The organism is Nocardia sp. NPDC004123, assembly GCF_053603795.1.
In genome coordinates this window covers 1-17933 of record NZ_JBSGGG010000035.1, presented here as the reverse complement: position 1 = coordinate 17933, position 17933 = coordinate 1, and the positions used below count along the sequence as shown (strand labels likewise).

The window sequence follows — 17933 nt, the reverse complement described above, 5'->3', positions numbered from 1 at the left end:
ATCAGTGCCCGGACCCGGTCAGCCCCTGAGCGAGCAGGATGCGGTGGGCCTGCTGCGCGGCCGAGAATCCGCCGTGTTCGTCCGGTCCGGCGTCGGCGGGATACTCGAGGCCACGCACGAGTGCGGTGACGGCCTCGGTGAGCGCGGTCAGACGTCGTTCGATGTCATCGGTCTGCATCTGGCCCGGCAGTGTCAAGGCCGCCACACCCCCGGAGACCGCCGTCAGGTCGGTGCCGAGCAGGAGGAAGCGCAGCGCCACCGGGAGCTGCGCCAGCACATGGTCGAGTTGACCGGGAGAGAACAGGTCGGCGAGGGCGTCGGTCACCACCCCTACCAGCGGCACGGCCTCCTCGGGAGTGACGCCCGCGGCATGGGCGAACTGGGCGAGGAATGACGGCACATCGCGCGGGACCGGCACGTGGGCCGGGATCCAACCCTCGTAGAACGTACCGCGCAGCAGTTCGGGCAACTGGGCGCTGAGATGCGCGGCGGCATTGATGCCCAAGCGGTCGCGCACGGTGTGCAGCCATGCGCGCAGTGCGCGATGGGCGAGGATGCGATCCTCGGTGTCGATGGCCTTGGCCACGGCCGCCAGCCATTCGTGGGCGGTGTGCACGCTCGGTGCGAACGGATCGGTGTGATGGCTCATGGGACACGGCCTTTCAGGAGATGAGTAGGCACTGTGGTGATAGGTCGAGCCTGCGCTCCCCGCGGGCCCGACGGCAGAGGACTGGTGCCACCGCACCGACGACAGAGGTCACCGCCGCGATGGTCTTTGCGCCCTGCCGGCTTCGGGGAAGTGGTCGCTGGATCCGGCAGACCTGCCGGGGGCGGCCCGATGGCGGACCAGCCAGCGGCGGATTTCGTCCGCGCCCCACACGATGAGCGGGAAGGGAAGGGTGAAAGCCAGCATGGCTGGGGTGAGGGAGGCGGTGCCGAGGAGGGTGTGCAGAGGCGGGAGGTAGATGATGACGGCGGTCAGGGCTGCCTCGAAGGCGATGCCCCAGAGCAGGAGTGGGTTGGAGAGGACGCCGATCGAGCGCAGGGAGGCGTATTCGGTGCGGGCGGCGAACGCGGTGCCGATCTGGCCGGTGACCATGCCGAGAAGGGTCATGGTCGTCGCCTGCTGATAGGCATTGTGGAGAGGGGTGCCGGGGCCGGTGGGCGCGCCGGGATGCCATCCCGCGCGCAGGAGCACCCAGAAGAAGCCCGCCATGGCCAATGCTGCGCAGAGGATGCCGAGGAACAGCCAGGCGCGCAACAGCATCGGCGTCCGGGTGACCGGTTCGTCGCGCGGGCGGGGTGGCTGGTCCATGACGCCGGGTTCGGCGGGTTCGCGGCCGAGGGCCAGGGCGGGCAGGGTTTCGGTGCCGACGTCGAAGGACAGCAGTTGCAGCACGGTCAGCGGAAGCGGAACGGCGCCACCGGAGAGCGCGAACACCAGGAACGGGACGACCTCCGGGGTGGCATGGGCGAAGATGTAGAAGATGAACTTGCGGATGTTGACGTAGACGCGCCGCCCGGCCTCGACGGCGCTGGTGATGGTGGCGAAATTGTCGTCGGTCAGCACCATGGTGGAGGCTTCGCGTGCCACGTCGGTTCCCGAGCGGCCCATGGCGATTCCGATATCCGCGCGCCGCAGGGCGGGCGCGTCGTTGACGCCGTCGCCGGTCATCGCGACCACGTGGCCGGCTTCCCGCAGCGCGTCGGCGATCCGCAGCTTGGCCTCCGGTGACGAGCGGGCGAAGATCAGCGCCGGGTCTCCCGCGAGTAGCCGGTCGAGGTCCTGTTCGGACATGAGGTCGAGTTCGTCGCCGGTCACGATGACCGGCTCCCCGTGGGTGATGCCCACCTGGGCGGCCACCGCCGCCGCGGTCAGGCCGTGGTCGCCGGTGATGACGATGATCCGGATCCCGGCGGTGTGGCAGGCGCTCACGGCCTCGGCCACTCCGGGCCGGGGCGGATCCACCATCGCCACCAGGCCCACGAGCATCAGTTCGCACTCGGCCTGATCAGGTTGTCGCGGGTCCGGCGCACCGTCTTCGAGGCGGCGTTCGGCCACGGCGAGGACCCGCAAACCTTGCCGGGCCAGTTCGTCGACCAGCGCGCCGAGCTCATGTCGGCGGGCGGTGGTCAGGGGCACCGCTCGCCCATCGTCATCGAGTTCCGTATTACACAGTGGCAGAAGCGATTCCGGTGCGCCTTTGGCGTGCACGACATGGATGCCGGAATCCTCTGTGTCGAGCGTGGACATTCGCTTGCGCGACGAATCGAAATGGAACTGCCGGATCCGACGCCGCAGGCGCAGCTCGGGATCGAGTCGAATCCCCAGCGCCGCAGCGGTTTCGAGGATCGCCACCTCGGTGGGATCACCCATCGCCCGGTCATCGCCGCCGGGGCCGTGGAGGCGTGCGTTGTTGCAGGCGGCCATGGCGGTGGCCAGTCGGATCAGGGTGAGCCGTGGCGCGGGTGGCGGGTGCTCCGACGCGAAGTCGAATCGTCCACCGGCGGTGTGCGCCACCACGACCCGCATTCGGTTCTCGGTGAGAGTGCCGGTCTTGTCGGTGCAGATGACATCGGTGGACCCGAGCGTCTCCACCGCGCTGAGCCGCTTCATGACCGCGCCGCGGTGGGCGAGTTCGCGGACCCCGATGGCCAGCGCCAGCGTGATGACCGGGAGCAGCCCCTCCGGGACATTGCCGACCAGCAGCCCGACCGCGAAGACCACCGCGTTGACGAACGAGAGCCCGGCCGCGAGGGTGGCGAGCGGGATGAAGGCCGCCCCGAGCGCGACCGACACCAGGGCGATGAGCCAGGCCACCCGGCGTACCTGATGTTCGAGCGGGCTCTCGTCGCGTCGCACGCGCTCGGACAGGGACGCGATCCTGCCCAGCTCCGAGCGCATCCCGGTGGCGTACACCACCGCCCGCGCCTCGCCCTCGGTGCAGGTGGTTCCGCTGAAGACCAGGTCGGGCGCGTGCAGCAGTGGCACGCCGGCATCGGCCAGGTCCGCGGCCCGATAGACGGGCATGGATTCGCCGGTCAGGGCGGATTGGTCGACCTCGATGCCGCCGTCGAGCATGCGGGCGTCCGCTGAGATCCGATCGCCCTCGGAGATCACCAGCACATCGCCCGGAACCAATTCGGTGGCATCGATTTCCGCGACGGCCCCGTCTCGCAACACCGTCGCCCGGGTCGGCAGATAGGCGGCAAGCGCCTCCACCGCCTGCTCGGCGTGGCGTTCCTGTACGAACGCGAAGCCGGCGTTGATCACGATCACGATCACAATGGCCGCCGCGATCGGCGCGATGCCGACCGCGGCGGCCAATCCGGCCGCCGCCCAGAGCAGTATCGCCAGCGGATGAGTGAACTGCCGCAGCAATTCTCGTGGCCAGGTGCGGCCACCCCGCCGCTGAAGCTGATTGGGACCGACGTGGACGAGCCGCCGCCGCGCTTCGCGATCGGTCAGCCCGGTGCGGCTGCTGCGCAGATCCCGGAGCAGCAGGTCGATGCGCTCGGTGGGGTCCGGCGGCACCGTGGATTCGCCAGCGGTCGCGCTGCCGGGCGTGTCGGCCGCGCGCACATCGGTGCCGGTTGTCATGCGGATCAGCCACCACGGTTGGGCGGCAGGTCGATGCCAGCCGGATCCGCGTGGGGCGAACTCGCGGAACGTCCTACCGCGTTCCACCCGCGCAACGCCTGGGCGACGGTGACATCGATCGAGCTGGTCGTGTCCACGGTTGTCGCGTCCGGCCACGGAGAGTTGGTCGTGGCCAGTGCACGCGCGATATCGGGGGTGGCCTCGGAATCGCCGGGGCGGCGCGTACGGATGCGCGTGTCGGACGTCTGGGGCGGGCACTCACAGCGCAGCGAGATCAGCTCGGCGTGGGCGCCCGCCGCGAGCGCCTGGGCGCGGGTCCGTTCGGCGGCATCGATCCAGGAGGCGTCGAGTATCACCGAGACACCGAGCCCGAGCCGCTGCCGTGCCAGCTCCAGCATGTGGGTGTACACCAGTGATCTCGCGTCGGGCCGATAGGCTCCGGCGTCGAGGCAGCCGCTCGCACCGGTGATCGCTCCCGAGGCGCGGAGTCGGGCTCGCACGGTGTCGCTCGAGATGACCTCGGCGCCGGTGATCTCCGCGAGACGGGTTGCGACGGTGGACTTTCCGGTCCCGGGCAGGCCGCCGACCAGGGCCAGCCGCACCGCGCCGGCCTCCAGGTGCCGCACCGCGAGATCCAGGTGCCGGATCGCGTGACCGACGAACTGCTCGTCGCCCTGTGCGGCCCGGATATGGTTGGTCTTGGCCCGCACCATGGCCCGGTAGGCGATGTAGTGGTGGCGCAGCGAGGCCGGCGGCGAATCCCCGGCCGCGCGCAGGTAATCGGTGAGAAAGTCCTCGGCGAGCTGGGGTCGGCCGAGGAACTCCAGATCCATCGCCAGGAAGGCGGCATCGTCGAGGCCGTCGACAGCGCGGAGGGAGTCGTCGAAGTCGAGGCAGTCCAGGATTCGGAAGCCGTCGGGGAGCGCGAAGATGTCTTCGGTCAGAAGATCGCCGTGCCCATCCAGAATCCGGCCGTCCGCAATACGTTCGGCCAGCAGCGGCGAGCGGCCGTCGAGGAAACGCATGGCCAGCCGCTCGATGCGGTCGACCAGCGCGGGATCGAGCGTACTGAGCGGATGGGATCGAGGGCCGCGCAACAGGATTCGCCATCGCTGCCGCAGGGCCTGTGCCGTTCCCGCCTGATCGATGGTGCTGCTGCGAATGGCATTGCGATGGAATCGGGCCACCACCGTCGCCAGTACGGACAGTTCCGCCCGGCCGATCTCGCCGCTGGTGACCAGCCTGCTCAATCTCCGAGATTCCGGCATCCGCCGCATGATCAGCACGGGTTCGCCGGGACTGTCGAGCGGACCGGTGAGATGTTCCAGGCCCAGGTAGACATCGGGAGCCCAGCGCCGATTCAATTCGAGTTCGCGGCGCAGCGCATGTTCCCGGGCCTCGGTCGTGGCGAAATCGAGGAAGTCGGTGACGATGGGCTTCTTCACCTTGTACGCCCGATCCCCGACCAACACCACCAGCCCGGTATGCGTTTCCCGCAGCTCCGCGGCGCGCGCATCGTGGAGGGTCCCGCCGCGCAGGTGCTCGGCAGCCACGGCGCGGTCGACCGCCCGCTGTCGCGGGTCGTCGGGCCGGACGACAGGACGTGAGGTGGAGGCGTTCGTGTCCATGCCTCCCACACTCCGCGCGCCGGGCTGCCGGAAACAGAGGACTTAGGTCCCCGCAGTGACGACAACGGTCCCGTCGCCGGCGATCGCCCGTAACTACGTTGTGCCTGTATGGTTCGGTGATCAATCCGGGGAGGACTATCGCATGGCGCAGCTTCGGCATCGGATCGACGAAATGACCGATGACTCGGGATTCCTCGGTCTTGTCGACCCACATGCGTACACGTCGTTCGTGGGCGAAGACTGGACCTTGGAGATGCTGTTCGAGCGCGTCGAATCAGAGATGCGGCAGCGGAGAATGCTGCTCTGGGGAACCGGCGGCGAGGAGCAATGGCGGATCGACCTTTCGGATTCGCCGGTAGATCCGCGGCTGCCGCTCATCAGGCAAATCGCCGGCCCCATCACCGTGACGCGCGGTGAGCTGGTCGTCGTCAATTTGGACACGGTCACCATGGCTGCCCAGTTCGCGGACTCCGCCGTGGACGATGACAAGGATATCTACGGGTCCAGTATCGAACTCCCAAACGGCGACTACATCTGCACCATCAGTCAACTCACCGATCTTGAAGAGGATCGGACACATGAAGGCCCCGACTTCCACCTCCAGCTGTTGGCTGGACGAACCTCGCCATGGTTCGGGGTCGCATGGTCCGAGCTATGACGCTGCGACGGCTGCTGGACTTGCGGTCCGCGAGTTGGCGGCCTGGCCAATTCGAATGATCATGACGCCCTTCCCTTTCCGGCAGGGTCAGCCCCAGGCGCTCGCCCGTCACGAAACTACAGGTCCGCGACGAAGTCGACGTCGTCCCCATTGCCACCGCTTCCGGCCGGCTGTATCCGCAGCGCGATGATGGCGCGGGACTCCGGGCTAGGCCGAGGGCCAGGGCCGCGCGCGGTAACGAATCATCAGGCGGCGTGCCAAAACTTCCGGGTGGGTGGTGCTGAAGCGTTCGCCGTACTTCCCGCCGGAGGTCATGAGGTAATCGTCCAGGGCGGGACCGTAGCCGAGGTCGACGGCCACCTGGTCAGCCAGGAATTCTTCCCGCCAGTTCACCCACATCTTCGGGAAGGGTTGCAGGAGACAGACTATGGCGAGCGCCTGGGCGAGATGCAGGCCGATGGTCGGGAGCAGGGCATCGATTAGGGCGACGAAGGACACGGTGTACATGATCAGCAGCACGATCGTCGCAACGATGTCCGGCGATCTTCGATAGGACAGCAGGGTGATGAGCAATTTGGTCGGCGCGCCGAAGACGGTGACGACCGGTGTGGTGCACAGGTTTTCCAGGAACCTGACAGTCCAGCCGCCGATCAGCAGATGACCGAATTCATGTGCGATCACTGCCCGTAGCTCGAGCGGGGGTAGTTCGTTCACAGCCGAAATCGTCACTGAGACAAGACGGCGTGGGTGCGCCATACCCGCTGCCCGAGGGCGACGGGTTCGTAGCACCATTCGCAGCCAGTTCTCACCCCGGGCGACCCGCTCCACCGCAGACGTCCCCTCCCCTGCCGCACCACCGGGTCGGCCCGCGGCCTCCATGACGTCCCAGGAGGCTGCCCACAGCAGGATGGAGGGCTCGACGCGTTCCGGTGGGTACGGCGCGATATCGGGAAATTCCGCGGCACGTCGCCGCATCGTCAACTCGTCCGGCCTGATCAGTTCGACGACCAGCGCGTAACACCAGATCGGACACCAGACCGCTATCACACTGATCGTCGCCCAGCGCCCGGCCCAGGCCGTGAGACTCCAGAGCATCACCACGGTCGCGACCGCCCAGGGGACAGCCAGGAGCAGTCGCAGCAGCGGCAACAGTCGGGCTTCGATGCGGGCGCGGCCAGTGAACCGGTACCTGGTTGTGCCCGAAGGCGATTCGAGAGACATGGCGGGTCAGCTCTTCGTGCGGGCGAGGCTGTGTTCTCCTGCGCGGTCGCTTCACGATACGAAACCGGCGACAAGGTCGCGTAGCCCCAACTTCGGGTGGGCGGCGGAAGCGATTCCCGCGGGCACATGAAGGGGTGTGCTGTTCCCGCTACAACGCTCGGAGGGACTCGATCGCGTGCATCAATCGGGTGTTCTCGGGGTCGGCTGCGGGTGCCGGTAGGACTATGCCGTGGACGAGGCCGGCGTAGCGGTCCCGCACGAGGTCCGGCAGGGCGTCATAGTCGCCGCAAATGAGCAGCGCATCAAGGACCTCGTCGGTGACCACGTCGTGGAGTTGATCCCAGAGTTGCGCTTTCACCAATTCGCGTAGGCGGTCGAACAATGCGGGCAGACCGAGGCGTATCAGCGTCGGCCGGTAGGACGGGGTGGAGTAGAGGAAGGCGAGTAGCCGTCGCTGCCGCTCACGGTCGCGTGCCACCTCGGCTGCTGTGGCGCCCGTGGCGATCGGGACCGCGGCGATGATTCCGGGGGCCTGACGTGAGCGTTCGGCGGCACCCGCGTGCAATGCGGGGTGAACGACGTCGCGCAGGTATCCAGGATCGGAGTTGGTGGAGTGGGTGATCACGCCGTCGGCGAGTTGTCCTGCGAGGCGGCACATCCCGGCATTCACCGCGCCGAGCAGGATCGGTGGCGGGGCGATGTCGTCGGGGCCGGGGTTGAAGTAGGGCTGCAACCGGGTCAGCCGGTAGCTGTCGCCCTCGAAATGGATCGAATCGCCGGATGCGAACGCGGCGAACAGCTCTCGCAGCACAGTCAGGTACTCCCCGATCCGGGCGACGGGTTCGGTCCACGGCATCCCGAAACGGCTTTCGATGTTCTGCTTGATCTGCGTTCCGAGTCCCAGCTCGAAGCGCCCGCCGGAGAATTTCGCGAGATCCCAGGCGTTGTACGCGACCAGCGTCGGGCTCCGGACGAACGCCAGCGTGATCGCGGTGCGCACGGTGATCCGGCTGGTGTGCTCCGCCGCCAGCAGCGCGACCGCGAACGAATCGTGGATCGTCTCGGGGATGTGAACCCCATCGAATCCGAGGTCCTCCACCCGCCGCGCCACCCGTGGCACCTCGGACAGCGGCAGTCGCGGATCCAGGGCTGCATAGACTTTCATCGACCGTCTTCCTCGGCGTCGGTGCGTTGTCACCGCAGACGGTAGCGGGCGCACCGCGTCATGGGCCCTCAGGCCGTCGGTCCGCTCCTCCGGAATCCATGCCCGCGCACGATCACGCCAAGATCTCCGCTTTCAGATCCGGCCGGCCTCGCTCCTCCGCGAACGTCAGTGCGCGCCCGCACAATAGGTCCACGAAGTACCCATACGGGGCATCGTCGCTGTCGACGGCCATCATGAACAACAACACCAGAAAGTCGTTCGTCGACTCCTGCGACCACCGGTAACCAACCGCCGGACCGTACCCGTCGAAGATCGGCGCACCGTTCTCAGGTGAATTGAACCAAACACCCTCGACGCGTCGCACCATCCACTCGCCGATATAGGTGATGAATTGCTCCGCGAGAACACCGTTTTCGGGCGCGTACCGTCCATCCTCGCCAAGCACCGCGGCATCGATCAGGGACACGATCCAATCGAACGCAGCAGCGCTGAATCGGTCATCCAGCGATGGACGGCCCCCGCTGCCCTGTACCGCTTCCAGCCGGGGCAGCGTCTCGGTGAACAACGCCTCGATGCGGGCATCGATCGCAACCTGGTCGCTCCACGCGAGCCAGGCCGCTGACTGCTGGGCGTCGCCGTCGAACCATCCGGGGTCCAGATCGCTATCGGCCGCAGTGGCCCGTCTCGCGTGAGTCCTCATGTTCCCCTCGTGTGCGTGCATGCCGTGACGGTCTGCCGGATGATAAACGACCTCGCGCTGCCACAAGGGCAGAGCCGCCGAGGTGCTGTTCGAGATCGTGGCTGATCATTGGTTGCCCGAGTGGAACCGCACCGGTCAGCACCGGCACATACTGTCGTATGAGCGGCACTGTGCGTCATCGATGGAATGCGACTGCCGCGATAGGTTTCTCGATGCCGACACCCCAAACAACACCGCGTCGGCGCGCAAAGGGTTAGCGCCCGCCCGGGCGGCAATTTCTTTCAGCGCAACCCGGGCGGGCATTCTCTGTCCACGGATGATGAACTCGATCGCTTCGGGATTCACGCCACATGTGGCGTGCGTAGACGGCGCGAGTGGCGCATGCGGGAGCGTTGGCGTTTGAATGCCTCGATCGCTCCACGACACCCAAAGCAGATGATGCCGCCTGGACGAACGGAGTTCTTCCCACAGCTGGCACTGATCGACCCTCAGGCCGGGCAGTTGAAGTCCCCTCGAATGATGCCGGCGGCGAAGGCATCCCATTCGCCGGGGGCGAAGACGAGGGCGGGGCCTGTCGGGTTCTTCGAGTCACGAACTCCGACTGTGCCTCCGGTCAGCCAGGCCACCTCGACACATTCGGTTTGGCCGCTGCTGTGGCTGCTCTTGAACCAATGGGCTCCGGACAGGTTGGTGTTCATGCGGTATGACTCCTTGCTACCCGTCTGAGCAGGTCTCGTGTTGCTGTCTCGTTCAATGCGGTTTCTCGTATGGCCGAGGCGATTTCATGGTAGCGCTGCATGTCGTCGCTGCTTTCCATGTAGATGTCCGGTTTGCCCGCTCCCTCGAGATAGACGAGAGGCGGCTCGATCGGGCGAGATTTGGCATCCTGTCCGAACTCGAGAATGACAAAGGGCCCATGCAGCAGACCGCGGCTACACCCACTCGCAAACGGTTGAACGCGCAGCGAGATGTTCGGCAGCTTGCCGATCTCGGCCATGTGCTGTAGCTGAGCAGCCATGATGCACGGTCCGCCGATCATCCGGTGCAGCGCCGACTCGTGAAGCAGCAGCTCGAGTTTCACTGGATCGGTCTTGCGAGTGATGATCGTTTGTCGTTTGAGCCGCAACTCGACCCGGCATTCGATGTCTTCGCGGCTGCTGTCGACATAGAACGCGCTGATCAGGGCGCGGGCATAGTCGGCGGTTTGCAGGAGACCCGGAACGATCTCGTGATAGGTGATCAGACGCTGGGCCGATGCCGCCAGTCCGACGAACATATTGAATGTCGTATCGCTGTAGAGACCGCCGAATGCGGTGTACCAGGAGGTGACCTGCGCCTGCTTGGCAAGTTCGACGGCCCGATCGGTATCGGCCGGAGAAACCTCGTACAGCTCGCACAACGCTCGGATGTCGCGAATGCGAAGCTTTTTCACGCCACCGCTCTCAATGCGGTGCAACGCGGTCTTGCTCAGCTCTACCAGGCGAGCCGCACGATCCATCGAGAATCCACTGCTGTCGCGGGCCTCGCGCAGAAACCGGCCCAGTTGCCGCCTGGGCAGTGTCGAGGGTTCGTCATCGCTGGTCATGTGTGCATCCTGTGAATTTTCGGAACGGAACACGCGCCATCGCGGAACAGACTGTACGCCGGGCGTGGACCCCGTCCTGGCCAATCGAACCAATCGTGTTCGGAACGTCCGAATTCGCTGTCTCGCCAGGACATCGGTGGTGTCCTGATCGCACGCCAGGCAAGAAATCACACCATTTGGTTCTCCAAATGCCTGGCGCGCCATAGCCGTCCGATGAGCAGGGGGTCGATCATGTCCAGCAACAATCCGTGGTCGGTGCAGGCGATCATCGACCGCATCGAACGTGAGAAGCAGCGAACCGTTGACACAGAGCACGCCGAGGTCGGCGTGTCCGGGTATGCGGTGCGTGGGCTGTGGTCGTGCTACGACGATCCCGGCGCATTGACTGCCGGACAAGCGCATACCGCAATGCAGCTGCATCTCGGATGTGGGGTGGACAGCTGCTGGGTGCGGTGGCGGGCGCGGACCGCGCTGGTCGTAGCCGGGCGCATGGTGCTCGATCCGCGTGCGGCACGGGTGCCGGGTGTGCACCGCAGGTCGCTGTCCGCGGTGGTGCGGATGGCAGTGTTCGGGTGTGGCGCACTGTTTTTCGGAGGTCGTCATGCCCTGCGATGACCCCGACCGGATCGAGATCCAGGTCATCCAGGACGTACTCGACACCGTCGAAGCCCGGCTGTGCGACCGCGAACGTCGCGGGTGGCGGTTGACCGCGCCGCGTTCGCTCATCTACGCGGCCGTCCTGCACGCGGTCATCGTCAGCGCCCGCGCCTCTCACCGCCTGCCCGCCACCCTCGACCACGCCGCGGTCCTCGACGCCATCTTCGACGGCACCGAACCGCCGGAACCCGGCGAACGCGGCTGCCCGGTCGATGACGTGATCGAACGCCACACCATGAACATGAACTGACGGCCTTCGCCGGCGAGGCGGCTCCCGCGACGATGAGGCCATCACGGTCGGCAACCGCCATAGCTCCTTACTCGGTGCAGTTGAATCCCTGTGCGTCCGTACGGATTCCCAGTGCTCCTGACGGTCTCGCCTCCCTCCGGCCCCGCTACAGCCCGGATCTCGTCGCTCATGGCCCGGAACGGAACACCCGCCAGTTCATGAACTCCCCGCTTTCAGTCACGTTCGAAGTCTCGATCGGCTGCGTGAGTGTGGGCGTCGTGTCGCACTGCGCGGGCGGCTGCGATCTGAGGCTGATACTCGACGGCCCAGTCGGCGAGGGCGGACAGCGGCCCGAGCAACGAGTGACCGAGTGGAGTGAGACTGTATTCGACGCTCGGCGGGTTGGCGTGCAGGTCAGCATCCGTTGACTGATGGTCTCTACGCCCGATGTAGCGGCTCAGTTGGTGGCCGGGGTGGAGTCCGGTGCGTTGAGGCGGTTGAACAGGCCGATGCCGACCGCGATGGCGGCGGGCCCGCCGACACCGATCAGACCGGCCGCGGCGCCCAGCGGGATGCCGATCGCGGCGCCGGCGACACAGCCGGCGATGCCGGTCGGAACCGACATGATCACGACACCGGCGAGGGCGCCGCCCGCCGCGCCGATGGCGCAGCCGGCCACGCCGCCGACGAGGGTGCCCAGCAGGGTGCCCATGGAGCTGGCGATGCCGAACTGGTTGGCCGCGGCGCCGAACGCGGCGTCCTGGTCGGCTTGGCTGGCGACGTCCTTGATCACGGGGGCCGGCAGGGCCGGGGCCGGGAAGTCGGCGGCCGGGTCCATGTTCGGGGTGAAGGTGGCGGTGTTGCCGTCGATCGTGGCGGCGACCGGGTGGGCGACGTCACCGGTGATGATATTGAGCGGGAACTGGGTGACCAGGCCGCCGTTGTTGTCACGCACCTGGAACTGGCCGTCCTGGGTGGTCAGCGAGCCCGCGTCGGTCTTCAGTACCACCGAAGCGCCGTCGATCTTGGTGTCCCAGTGGATCCCGGCGGCGGCGGCCGCGGGATCGGCATGGGCGGTCCCGGCGGAGATGCCGAGGGCCGCGATGGTGACGGCAGAGGTGGCGGCGAACTTGTGGAAACGCATTATTACTTTCTCGTCGCTTTCTTGAACGGGCGCTTGCCTTTGGGAAGCGAGGTCCTCATCGAGGTTTCAATGAGTGACGAAGGCAACCATCCGGCACACAAAGAGACCCGCCCCGCACCCTCATCAGAGGAGTCCAGGGGTGCGCTGCTTCGCGAACAGACGACTTACTGGTTCGCCGGATCGTGATGCGCTGGCCGAAACCGATGCCGCCGAGGGTGTGGCTCAGCGGGAGACCGGTGACGATATTGCCCTGGTTGTCGCGGACCTGGAGCTGGTTGTCCGCAGCGGTGACCGAGCCGGCGGCGGTCTCGACCACGACGGAGTCGCCGTCGAGCTTCGCGTCAGTGGATGACGGAAGGACCTGGCCGAGAGCCTGATTGATGCCGTCGAGCCGGGACGGGATGACCGGAGCCGGGGCAGGGACAGGATCAGCGTGTACGGTGCCGGCGGTGATGCCGAGGGCCGAGGTGACGGCGAGTTTGCTGAACTGCATGGCTTTTGGCCTTCTTGCAGGCATACTTCCCATCCCCGGGCAGTGACGCGCTTGTGAAGCGTCCTAGTCGAGTGTCCAGTAATTGGGAGCTGGGTGGTAGCCAAAAGGCATTTTGATAGCCGAGATCACTGACTCCCAAGGCCATGATCCGGATCACTTCTCAGTGAGCGGAAGCGCCCGCGCAACTGCGGCTCGTTCCCCCAACCACAGGCCGCTGGACACCCGCTCGTCGTCCGCCGCCGCAGCACTGATCAATGTCCGGTCGCTACGGAATCGGAACTTCGCCGCCGTCAATGTGATGCATGGGCACCGTGTCCGGGCTAAGAGCGCTGGTGCCCGGAAAGGCCCGAATGAATGAGAGCATCCAGACAGTGGCTCATGCGTTCACTCGAACCTACTGGTAGAAGGTCAGTCCGACTTCGCTTTGTGCTCGGCCAGTCGCGACGTGAGCTGGGCGAGCACATGGTCGGGAACCAGACCGGAGACGTCGCCGCCGAGCCCCGCGACCTCTTTGATCAGCGACGAGGACAGGTGGCTGTACTCCGGATCGGAGGCCACGAAGAGTGTCTCCACTTTGGACAGCCGGTGGTTCATCTGCGACATCGTGAGCTCGTACTCGTAGTCGCTCACTGCGCGCAGGCCCTTGACCATGGCGTGCGCGCCGTGCTGCACGCAGAAGTCGACGAGCAGCCCGTCGATGGCCTCGACGCGGACATTCGGATATTCGCCGATGACGTTGCGGATCATGGCGATCCGCTCCTCGGCGGTGAACAGCGCGCGCTTGCCGACGTTCTTGCCGACGCCGACGATCACCTCGTCGAACAGCGTCGCGACGCGGCCGATGATGTCGAGGTGGCCGTTGGTCACCGGGTCGAAGGAGCCCGGGCAGACCACGCGCCGAATGGTTTCGCCGGTCAAGTCCGCGGAAGGATGATCGCGCGCCCCACACCATCGGGTCGGCCTGTGGCGCCCTGTTCGGCAGCGAAACGCTTCAGCCAGGTGAGGAGGTCGGCGGGCATGCCAGCGTGATCGTGATGGCCGGGTGGACCCAGGTGATGAGCGCTCGCGTGTGGACTGACGGCTGATCGGTGATCACCTGTTGTTCGGTGATACTCATGACGCATATCCCCTCCGAGCCGGTTGATGACGATCGTGCGATGTGCGGGTCGGCACCCGCCCCCTCTGCTCCGCCCCGATCCGGATGAGCCGAAGAAGCGGGGCGGGTTGCCGCCCTGGGCCCACAACGATCATCAGCGAAGTGCGCGCAGCCGGTCAATCCTCGGTTTGCCTTGGTAATCCCCAAGATTCAGCTTTGATACGGACACATTACGGTGGGCTTGGTGCGGATGACCTTCGATGACCTCCGGGTATTCGTGGCGGTCTGTCAGGCCGGAAACCTCAGTGCCGTCGCTCGCGACCTCGCGTGTACCCAGCCCGCGGTGAGTCAGCACGTCAAACGGCTCGAAAAGGCCACCGGCGCACGGCTGCTCGAACGTGGACCTGACGGCGTGACCCCCACCGCGGAAGGGCTCGTGCTGTATACGGCGGCGCGTGACGGCATCGTCGGCGTGGACCTGGCGCTACGCCAACTTCGCGAAATGGCCCGTGGCCAAACTGGTTCCGTTCGCATCACCACAGGAGCGACAACAATCCGCCACTTCATGTCCGAAGCCGTCGTCGACTTCCGCCGACGCTATCCCCACGCCAGACTCGAGTTCCGAACGATCATTTCCAGTCGTCGATGCTTCGAATCCCTCGCCGAGGGCCTCGTCGATCTGGCGTGGGTGACCATCGCCGACGCGATCCCCGGCATCGAACAACGCCCCGTCATGGACTTGCCTTGGGTGCTGGCGACCCGAGACGACGACCCTCTCGCTGACCGGCCTTCGATCACACCGGCCGACCTCACCGCGATCCGACACATCCAACTACCCGCCAACGCGGTATCGCGTGTCCACCTCGACACCGTCCTCAATCGACTCGGAATCCAGCTGACACCCGAAACCGGTGTCGCAGACTGGAACACCGCAGTCCTGCTCGCCGAACTCGGCGTCGGCCACGCGATAGTTCCCTCGCTGCCGTACGATTCCGCCGCCGCCTCGCACCGGCCACTGCGATTCCAGCCTTTACCGTTCCTCGCTCCACTGACCGTCGGATGGGCCGTCCGCCGCTGGGAAACACTCAGCCCGCTGGCGAGAAGCTTTGCAGACATGGTCGAACAACAATGCCGAGACCACTGAGAATTCGACACCGACCAACGTCCACGGTGCATCCGCGGGGCACTTGCAGCTGTCCGCAATACGTTTCGACGCCAAACGCAGCCGCTCCAGCAATCTCGGACGGCATGGCGTCACACCGGTGTCGTTGTTCGGAGTCGTGATCAGTGCTGACCTGCGGATCTCGTTGGGGCTGAATGGGACTGCGGATCGCCGGCGTGTCCCGAACTCCTCACCAGTACGGCTCTTACAGCTCGTACTCGTCTTCAGCACGGGGGTTGCAGCACCGCCGAGGATTGCGGCACTGCTGAGGAGTCCGCCAGCAACCGGCAGTCGAAGGTTCATGTGGTGTTGGGGTACACCCTCATCTGACACACCAGATCCCCCTCACGGGCGTCGGAATAGAATCCGTGTCGATTCTTCCGACACTTGTCGGTGTGGGTTCTCAGACTCCAGCCCGCCACATTTCCCGAGCCGAGGTCAGGTCGTGACGATTGGTGCCTGCAGCTCGGACACCGACTCGTCCGGATTCTCCGAGGAGTTGAGCATGACCTCCCGCGCATGCCCGTCGAACCGGTAGCCGTGCGCGTCGACCCAGCGGACGAGCAGCTGGCTGGTGCTCAGAAAGCTGTACGGCATGCCGCGGTGCACGATCGTGGCGGCGCGTTCCACCGGGGGCAGCGAGACGATCTGTAGGTGCGCGTCCTCGGTGACTCCCTCGGGGACAGGGAGGCCGACGTGCACGACGATCCCGTAATCGCCTTCGGCAGGGGTCTCGAAGTAGACGGTGCGGGGGCCGATCGGAGCGACTCCGGCGGAGTTGAGCCGTCGGCGCAACTCGTCGAATAGCCGGCCGATGAGCGGGCCGGTCTCGTCGGGGCTGAAGCTCGTGGCCGTCGCGTTCAGCTCAGCCAGGCGGACCGCGGGCAGTTGCCTGATTACGACGTCTTCTTGGGGCATGGAACCCTCATTCTCGATCGACCGGAGCCTCGCCTCGACCTGGGCCAGGCCCGACGCCGCCTCCGCTAGCGCCGCTTCCAGCTCGGCGCGTCGCAGTCGCAGCATCCCACGCAACTCATCGGTGCTGATGTCCTCGTCGAGGATCGTCTGCACCTGCTGCAGTGTGAAGCCGAGGCCCTTCAGTGCGACGATCCGGTTGAGCCGGGACAGCTGCGCGGCCGCGTAGAAGCGGTAGCTACTGGACTGGTCCACGTGCGCAGGGCGCAGCAGACCGATGGCGTCGTAGTGCCTGAGCATGCGGATGGAAACACGTCCATGCCTGGCGAAGTCTCCGATGGTGAACATGACGCCTTCGAGTGTTGACCCTCACACGGTGGCAGGGTCAAGGAACATCAGCGAAGACAGCCAGATCCCAACCGAATAGACCCAGGTCGAATGCTCCGCCTCCACCGACATTTCGGGCCGGGTTTCGTCCGCTGAAACTCGCACCGTGGTCCGCCGCCTTACTGTCGGTGCTGTTGCCGCCTCGGGTGTCGGTGTGTGCTCGATGGTTGCGCGATAGGCTTTGGATGTGCCGGTCAGGGTGGATGGCACCGAAGCTGTGTCGTTTATTCAGGTGTGGTTGTCGATCGTCGCGTGGGGCCACACCTCGGGGATTCGCGTCTCGGGGTATCGAAGTGGTGCATGAGCCCCTCGAGGATCTGATCATCGATCCGGCCGAACGGAGCCGTACAGCGCTCGCCGGGGCGGTGGCCCGGTTTTCGCAGGCGTGGGCGGCGTCGGGGTGTCCTCCCGATCTGTCGGCGTACCTGCCCGACGTCGATGCCGAGCGGCGTGCGGTGCTGGTGGAACTGATCAAGGTCGACCTCGAGAATCGCTGGGTTCGGCATCACTTTCCCAAGCGTCTCGCCGAGTATTGCGAGCAGTACGCCGAACTGCGCAGCGGCCCACTGCCTGCGGACCTGGTCTACGAGGAATACCACGCCCTGCATCGCGGCTCCCCGCCGGTTACCGGGGAGGAGCCGACGGAGCCCGGGGCTGCTGAGCCCGCGGCCATGGCGATCGATCGTCCTCCTGTCCAGCTGGATACCACCGGATATCGCAGTACGATGGTCGCTCGCCCGAGCGCGCAGGTCGCGCTAGGGGCGATCAATCCCGGTGACCGGGTGGGGGACTTCGATTTGCTGACGATGATCGGGGAGGGTGCGTTCGCTCGTGTGTATCTGGCGCGGCAGCGGTCGATGCAGCGGCTGGTCGCGGTGAAGATCTCGCACAATCACGGCACCGAGCCGGAGACCCTTGCCCAGTTGGATCACGAGTACATCGTGCGGATCTTCGACCAGCGATTGATCGCCGACGGCGAGCTCAAGTTGCTCTACATGCAGTACCTGCCGGGCGGCACGTTGCTCGACGTGCTGAATCGACTGCGGTCGACCCCGGTTGATGCCCGCAGCGGGCAGGTGTTGCTCGATGCCGTCGACGGGGTGCTCAAGGACAAGGGTGAGGTTCGTGCCACCGATACGGCGGTGCGGGCCCGGATCGCGGCGATGACGTGGCCGGAAACGGTCGCCTGGCTGGGCCGCCGGCTCGCCGACGCGCTCGGGCACGCCGCCGGGCGCGGGGTGCTGCATCGCGACATCAAACCGGCGAACGTGCTGCTGAGCGCCGACGGGATA

General features: G+C 66.1%; 20 protein-coding genes. 5 read left to right on the top strand and 15 right to left on the bottom strand.

The window, feature by feature from the left end; translation table 11 throughout:
* Position 1: 1 nt before the first annotated feature.
* The 3 genes from ACWEQQ_RS38705 to ACWEQQ_RS38695 all read right to left on the bottom strand — a co-directional run bounded on the left by ACWEQQ_RS38705 (position 2) and on the right by ACWEQQ_RS38695 (position 5229).
* The gene (locus tag ACWEQQ_RS38705) at positions 2-649 is read right to left on the bottom strand and encodes a DUF2267 domain-containing protein (RefSeq protein WP_452351670.1); all 648 of its coding nucleotides are present in this window, start codon (positions 647-649) and stop codon (positions 2-4) included.
* Positions 650-757: 108 nt separating this feature from the next.
* Entirely contained in the window at positions 758-3601 is a 2844-nt protein-coding gene (locus ACWEQQ_RS38700; protein WP_452351669.1) for a cation-translocating P-type ATPase, read from the bottom strand.
* A gap of 5 nt (positions 3602-3606) precedes the next feature.
* Positions 3607-5229, bottom strand: coding sequence for a bifunctional aminoglycoside phosphotransferase/ATP-binding protein (locus tag ACWEQQ_RS38695; RefSeq protein ID WP_452351668.1), 1623 nt, complete (start codon positions 5227-5229; stop codon positions 3607-3609).
* A gap of 55 nt (positions 5230-5284) precedes the next feature.
* Between ACWEQQ_RS38695 and ACWEQQ_RS38690 the strand changes: the two genes are divergently transcribed.
* Positions 5285-5887: a hypothetical protein gene (locus ACWEQQ_RS38690; RefSeq protein ID WP_452351667.1), complete on the top strand. Its 603-nt coding sequence runs from the start codon at positions 5285-5287 to the stop codon at positions 5885-5887.
* Positions 5888-6094: 207 nt separating this feature from the next.
* Here the strand turns inward: ACWEQQ_RS38690 and ACWEQQ_RS38685 are convergent, their stop codons facing one another.
* From ACWEQQ_RS38685 to ACWEQQ_RS38665, 5 genes are all read right to left on the bottom strand, one after another.
* Positions 6095-7108, bottom strand: a complete 1014-nt coding sequence (locus tag ACWEQQ_RS38685) for a M48 family metalloprotease (RefSeq protein ID WP_452351666.1) — start codon at positions 7106-7108, stop codon at positions 6095-6097.
* Positions 7109-7256: 148 nt separating this feature from the next.
* Positions 7257-8273, bottom strand: coding sequence for a TIGR03617 family F420-dependent LLM class oxidoreductase (locus ACWEQQ_RS38680; protein WP_452351665.1), 1017 nt, complete (start codon positions 8271-8273; stop codon positions 7257-7259).
* A gap of 112 nt (positions 8274-8385) precedes the next feature.
* Entirely contained in the window at positions 8386-8994 is a 609-nt protein-coding gene (locus ACWEQQ_RS38675) for a hypothetical protein (protein ID WP_452342334.1), read from the bottom strand.
* 467 nt (positions 8995-9461) lie between these two features.
* Positions 9462-9671: a DUF397 domain-containing protein gene (locus ACWEQQ_RS38670; RefSeq protein WP_452351664.1), complete on the bottom strand. Its 210-nt coding sequence runs from the start codon at positions 9669-9671 to the stop codon at positions 9462-9464.
* Entirely contained in the window at positions 9668-10558 is an 891-nt protein-coding gene (locus ACWEQQ_RS38665) for a helix-turn-helix domain-containing protein (RefSeq protein ID WP_452351663.1), read from the bottom strand. Before ACWEQQ_RS38665 ends, ACWEQQ_RS38670 begins: the two co-directional genes overlap by 4 nt.
* A 231-nt stretch (positions 10559-10789) precedes the next feature.
* Between ACWEQQ_RS38665 and ACWEQQ_RS38660 the strand changes: the two genes are divergently transcribed.
* Positions 10790-11173 carry a hypothetical protein gene (locus ACWEQQ_RS38660; protein ID WP_452351662.1) on the top strand — a complete coding sequence of 128 codons (384 nt, stop codon included), beginning with the start codon at positions 10790-10792 and terminating at the stop codon, positions 11171-11173.
* Positions 11160-11465 carry a hypothetical protein gene (locus tag ACWEQQ_RS38655; protein ID WP_452351661.1) on the top strand — a complete coding sequence of 102 codons (306 nt, stop codon included), beginning with the start codon at positions 11160-11162 and terminating at the stop codon, positions 11463-11465. The genes ACWEQQ_RS38660 and ACWEQQ_RS38655 overlap by 14 nt, the downstream gene beginning before the upstream one ends.
* Before the next feature lie 212 nt (positions 11466-11677).
* Here the strand turns inward: ACWEQQ_RS38655 and ACWEQQ_RS38650 are convergent, their stop codons facing one another.
* The 5 genes from ACWEQQ_RS38650 to ACWEQQ_RS38630 form a co-directional block, all read right to left on the bottom strand.
* Entirely contained in the window at positions 11678-11857 is a 180-nt protein-coding gene (locus tag ACWEQQ_RS38650) for a winged helix-turn-helix transcriptional regulator (protein WP_452351734.1), read from the bottom strand.
* 44 nt (positions 11858-11901) lie between these two features.
* Positions 11902-12588 carry a hypothetical protein gene (locus ACWEQQ_RS38645; protein ID WP_452351660.1) on the bottom strand — a complete coding sequence of 229 codons (687 nt, stop codon included), beginning with the start codon at positions 12586-12588 and terminating at the stop codon, positions 11902-11904.
* Between the two features lie 55 nt (positions 12589-12643).
* Positions 12644-13081 (bottom strand): hypothetical protein, encoded by a 438-nt coding sequence (locus ACWEQQ_RS38640; RefSeq protein ID WP_452351659.1) that lies wholly within the window; start codon positions 13079-13081, stop codon positions 12644-12646.
* A gap of 408 nt (positions 13082-13489) precedes the next feature.
* The gene (gene coaD / locus ACWEQQ_RS38635) at positions 13490-13984 is read right to left on the bottom strand and encodes a pantetheine-phosphate adenylyltransferase (RefSeq protein ID WP_452351733.1); all 495 of its coding nucleotides are present in this window, start codon (positions 13982-13984) and stop codon (positions 13490-13492) included.
* Positions 13985-14072: 88 nt separating this feature from the next.
* The gene (locus ACWEQQ_RS38630; RefSeq protein WP_452351658.1) at positions 14073-14198 is read right to left on the bottom strand and encodes a hypothetical protein; all 126 of its coding nucleotides are present in this window, start codon (positions 14196-14198) and stop codon (positions 14073-14075) included.
* A gap of 229 nt (positions 14199-14427) precedes the next feature.
* Here ACWEQQ_RS38630 and ACWEQQ_RS38625 point away from each other — a divergent pair, with 229 nt between their 5' ends.
* The gene (locus ACWEQQ_RS38625; RefSeq protein WP_452351657.1) at positions 14428-15321 is read left to right on the top strand and encodes a LysR family transcriptional regulator; all 894 of its coding nucleotides are present in this window, start codon (positions 14428-14430) and stop codon (positions 15319-15321) included.
* 456 nt (positions 15322-15777) lie between these two features.
* Here ACWEQQ_RS38625 and ACWEQQ_RS38620 read toward each other — a convergent pair whose 3' ends face one another.
* Positions 15778-16602, bottom strand: a complete 825-nt coding sequence (locus ACWEQQ_RS38620) for a MerR family transcriptional regulator (RefSeq protein ID WP_452351656.1) — start codon at positions 16600-16602, stop codon at positions 15778-15780.
* 21 nt (positions 16603-16623) lie between these two features.
* Positions 16624-16851 (bottom strand): hypothetical protein, encoded by a 228-nt coding sequence (locus ACWEQQ_RS38615; RefSeq protein WP_452346529.1) that lies wholly within the window; start codon positions 16849-16851, stop codon positions 16624-16626.
* Between ACWEQQ_RS38615 and ACWEQQ_RS38610 the strand changes: the two genes are divergently transcribed.
* A partial coding sequence (locus ACWEQQ_RS38610) for a protein kinase (protein ID WP_452351655.1) occupies positions 16845-17933 on the top strand: 1089 nt, incomplete at its 3' end. The genes ACWEQQ_RS38615 and ACWEQQ_RS38610 overlap by 7 nt on opposite strands.

Bases quoted from the DNA above. Each gene is read 5' to 3' on its own strand.
- ACWEQQ_RS38705 (WP_452351670.1), bottom strand. From the start codon at position 649: ATGAGCCATCACACCGATCCGTTCGCACCGAGCGTGCACACCGCCCAC.
- ACWEQQ_RS38700 (WP_452351669.1), bottom strand. From the start codon at position 3,601: ATGACAACCGGCACCGATGTGCGCGCGGCCGACACGCCCGGCAGCGCG.
- ACWEQQ_RS38695 (WP_452351668.1), bottom strand. From the start codon at position 5,229: ATGGACACGAACGCCTCCACCTCACGTCCTGTCGTCCGGCCCGACGAC.
- ACWEQQ_RS38685 (WP_452351666.1), bottom strand. From the start codon at position 7,108: ATGTCTCTCGAATCGCCTTCGGGCACAACCAGGTACCGGTTCACTGGC.
- ACWEQQ_RS38680 (WP_452351665.1), bottom strand. From the start codon at position 8,273: ATGAAAGTCTATGCAGCCCTGGATCCGCGACTGCCGCTGTCCGAGGTG.
- ACWEQQ_RS38675 (WP_452342334.1), bottom strand. From the start codon at position 8,994: ATGCACGCACACGAGGGGAACATGAGGACTCACGCGAGACGGGCCACT.
- ACWEQQ_RS38670 (WP_452351664.1), bottom strand. From the start codon at position 9,671: ATGAACACCAACCTGTCCGGAGCCCATTGGTTCAAGAGCAGCCACAGC.
- ACWEQQ_RS38665 (WP_452351663.1), bottom strand. From the start codon at position 10,558: ATGACCAGCGATGACGAACCCTCGACACTGCCCAGGCGGCAACTGGGC.
- ACWEQQ_RS38660 (WP_452351662.1), top strand. From the start codon at position 10,790: ATGTCCAGCAACAATCCGTGGTCGGTGCAGGCGATCATCGACCGCATC.
- ACWEQQ_RS38655 (WP_452351661.1), top strand. From the start codon at position 11,160: ATGCCCTGCGATGACCCCGACCGGATCGAGATCCAGGTCATCCAGGAC.
- ACWEQQ_RS38645 (WP_452351660.1), bottom strand. From the start codon at position 12,588: ATGCGTTTCCACAAGTTCGCCGCCACCTCTGCCGTCACCATCGCGGCC.
- ACWEQQ_RS38640 (WP_452351659.1), bottom strand. From the start codon at position 13,081: ATGCAGTTCAGCAAACTCGCCGTCACCTCGGCCCTCGGCATCACCGCC.
- ACWEQQ_RS38630 (WP_452351658.1), bottom strand. From the start codon at position 14,198: ATGAGTATCACCGAACAACAGGTGATCACCGATCAGCCGTCAGTCCAC.
- ACWEQQ_RS38625 (WP_452351657.1), top strand. From the start codon at position 14,428: ATGACCTTCGATGACCTCCGGGTATTCGTGGCGGTCTGTCAGGCCGGA.
- ACWEQQ_RS38620 (WP_452351656.1), bottom strand. From the start codon at position 16,602: ATGTTCACCATCGGAGACTTCGCCAGGCATGGACGTGTTTCCATCCGC.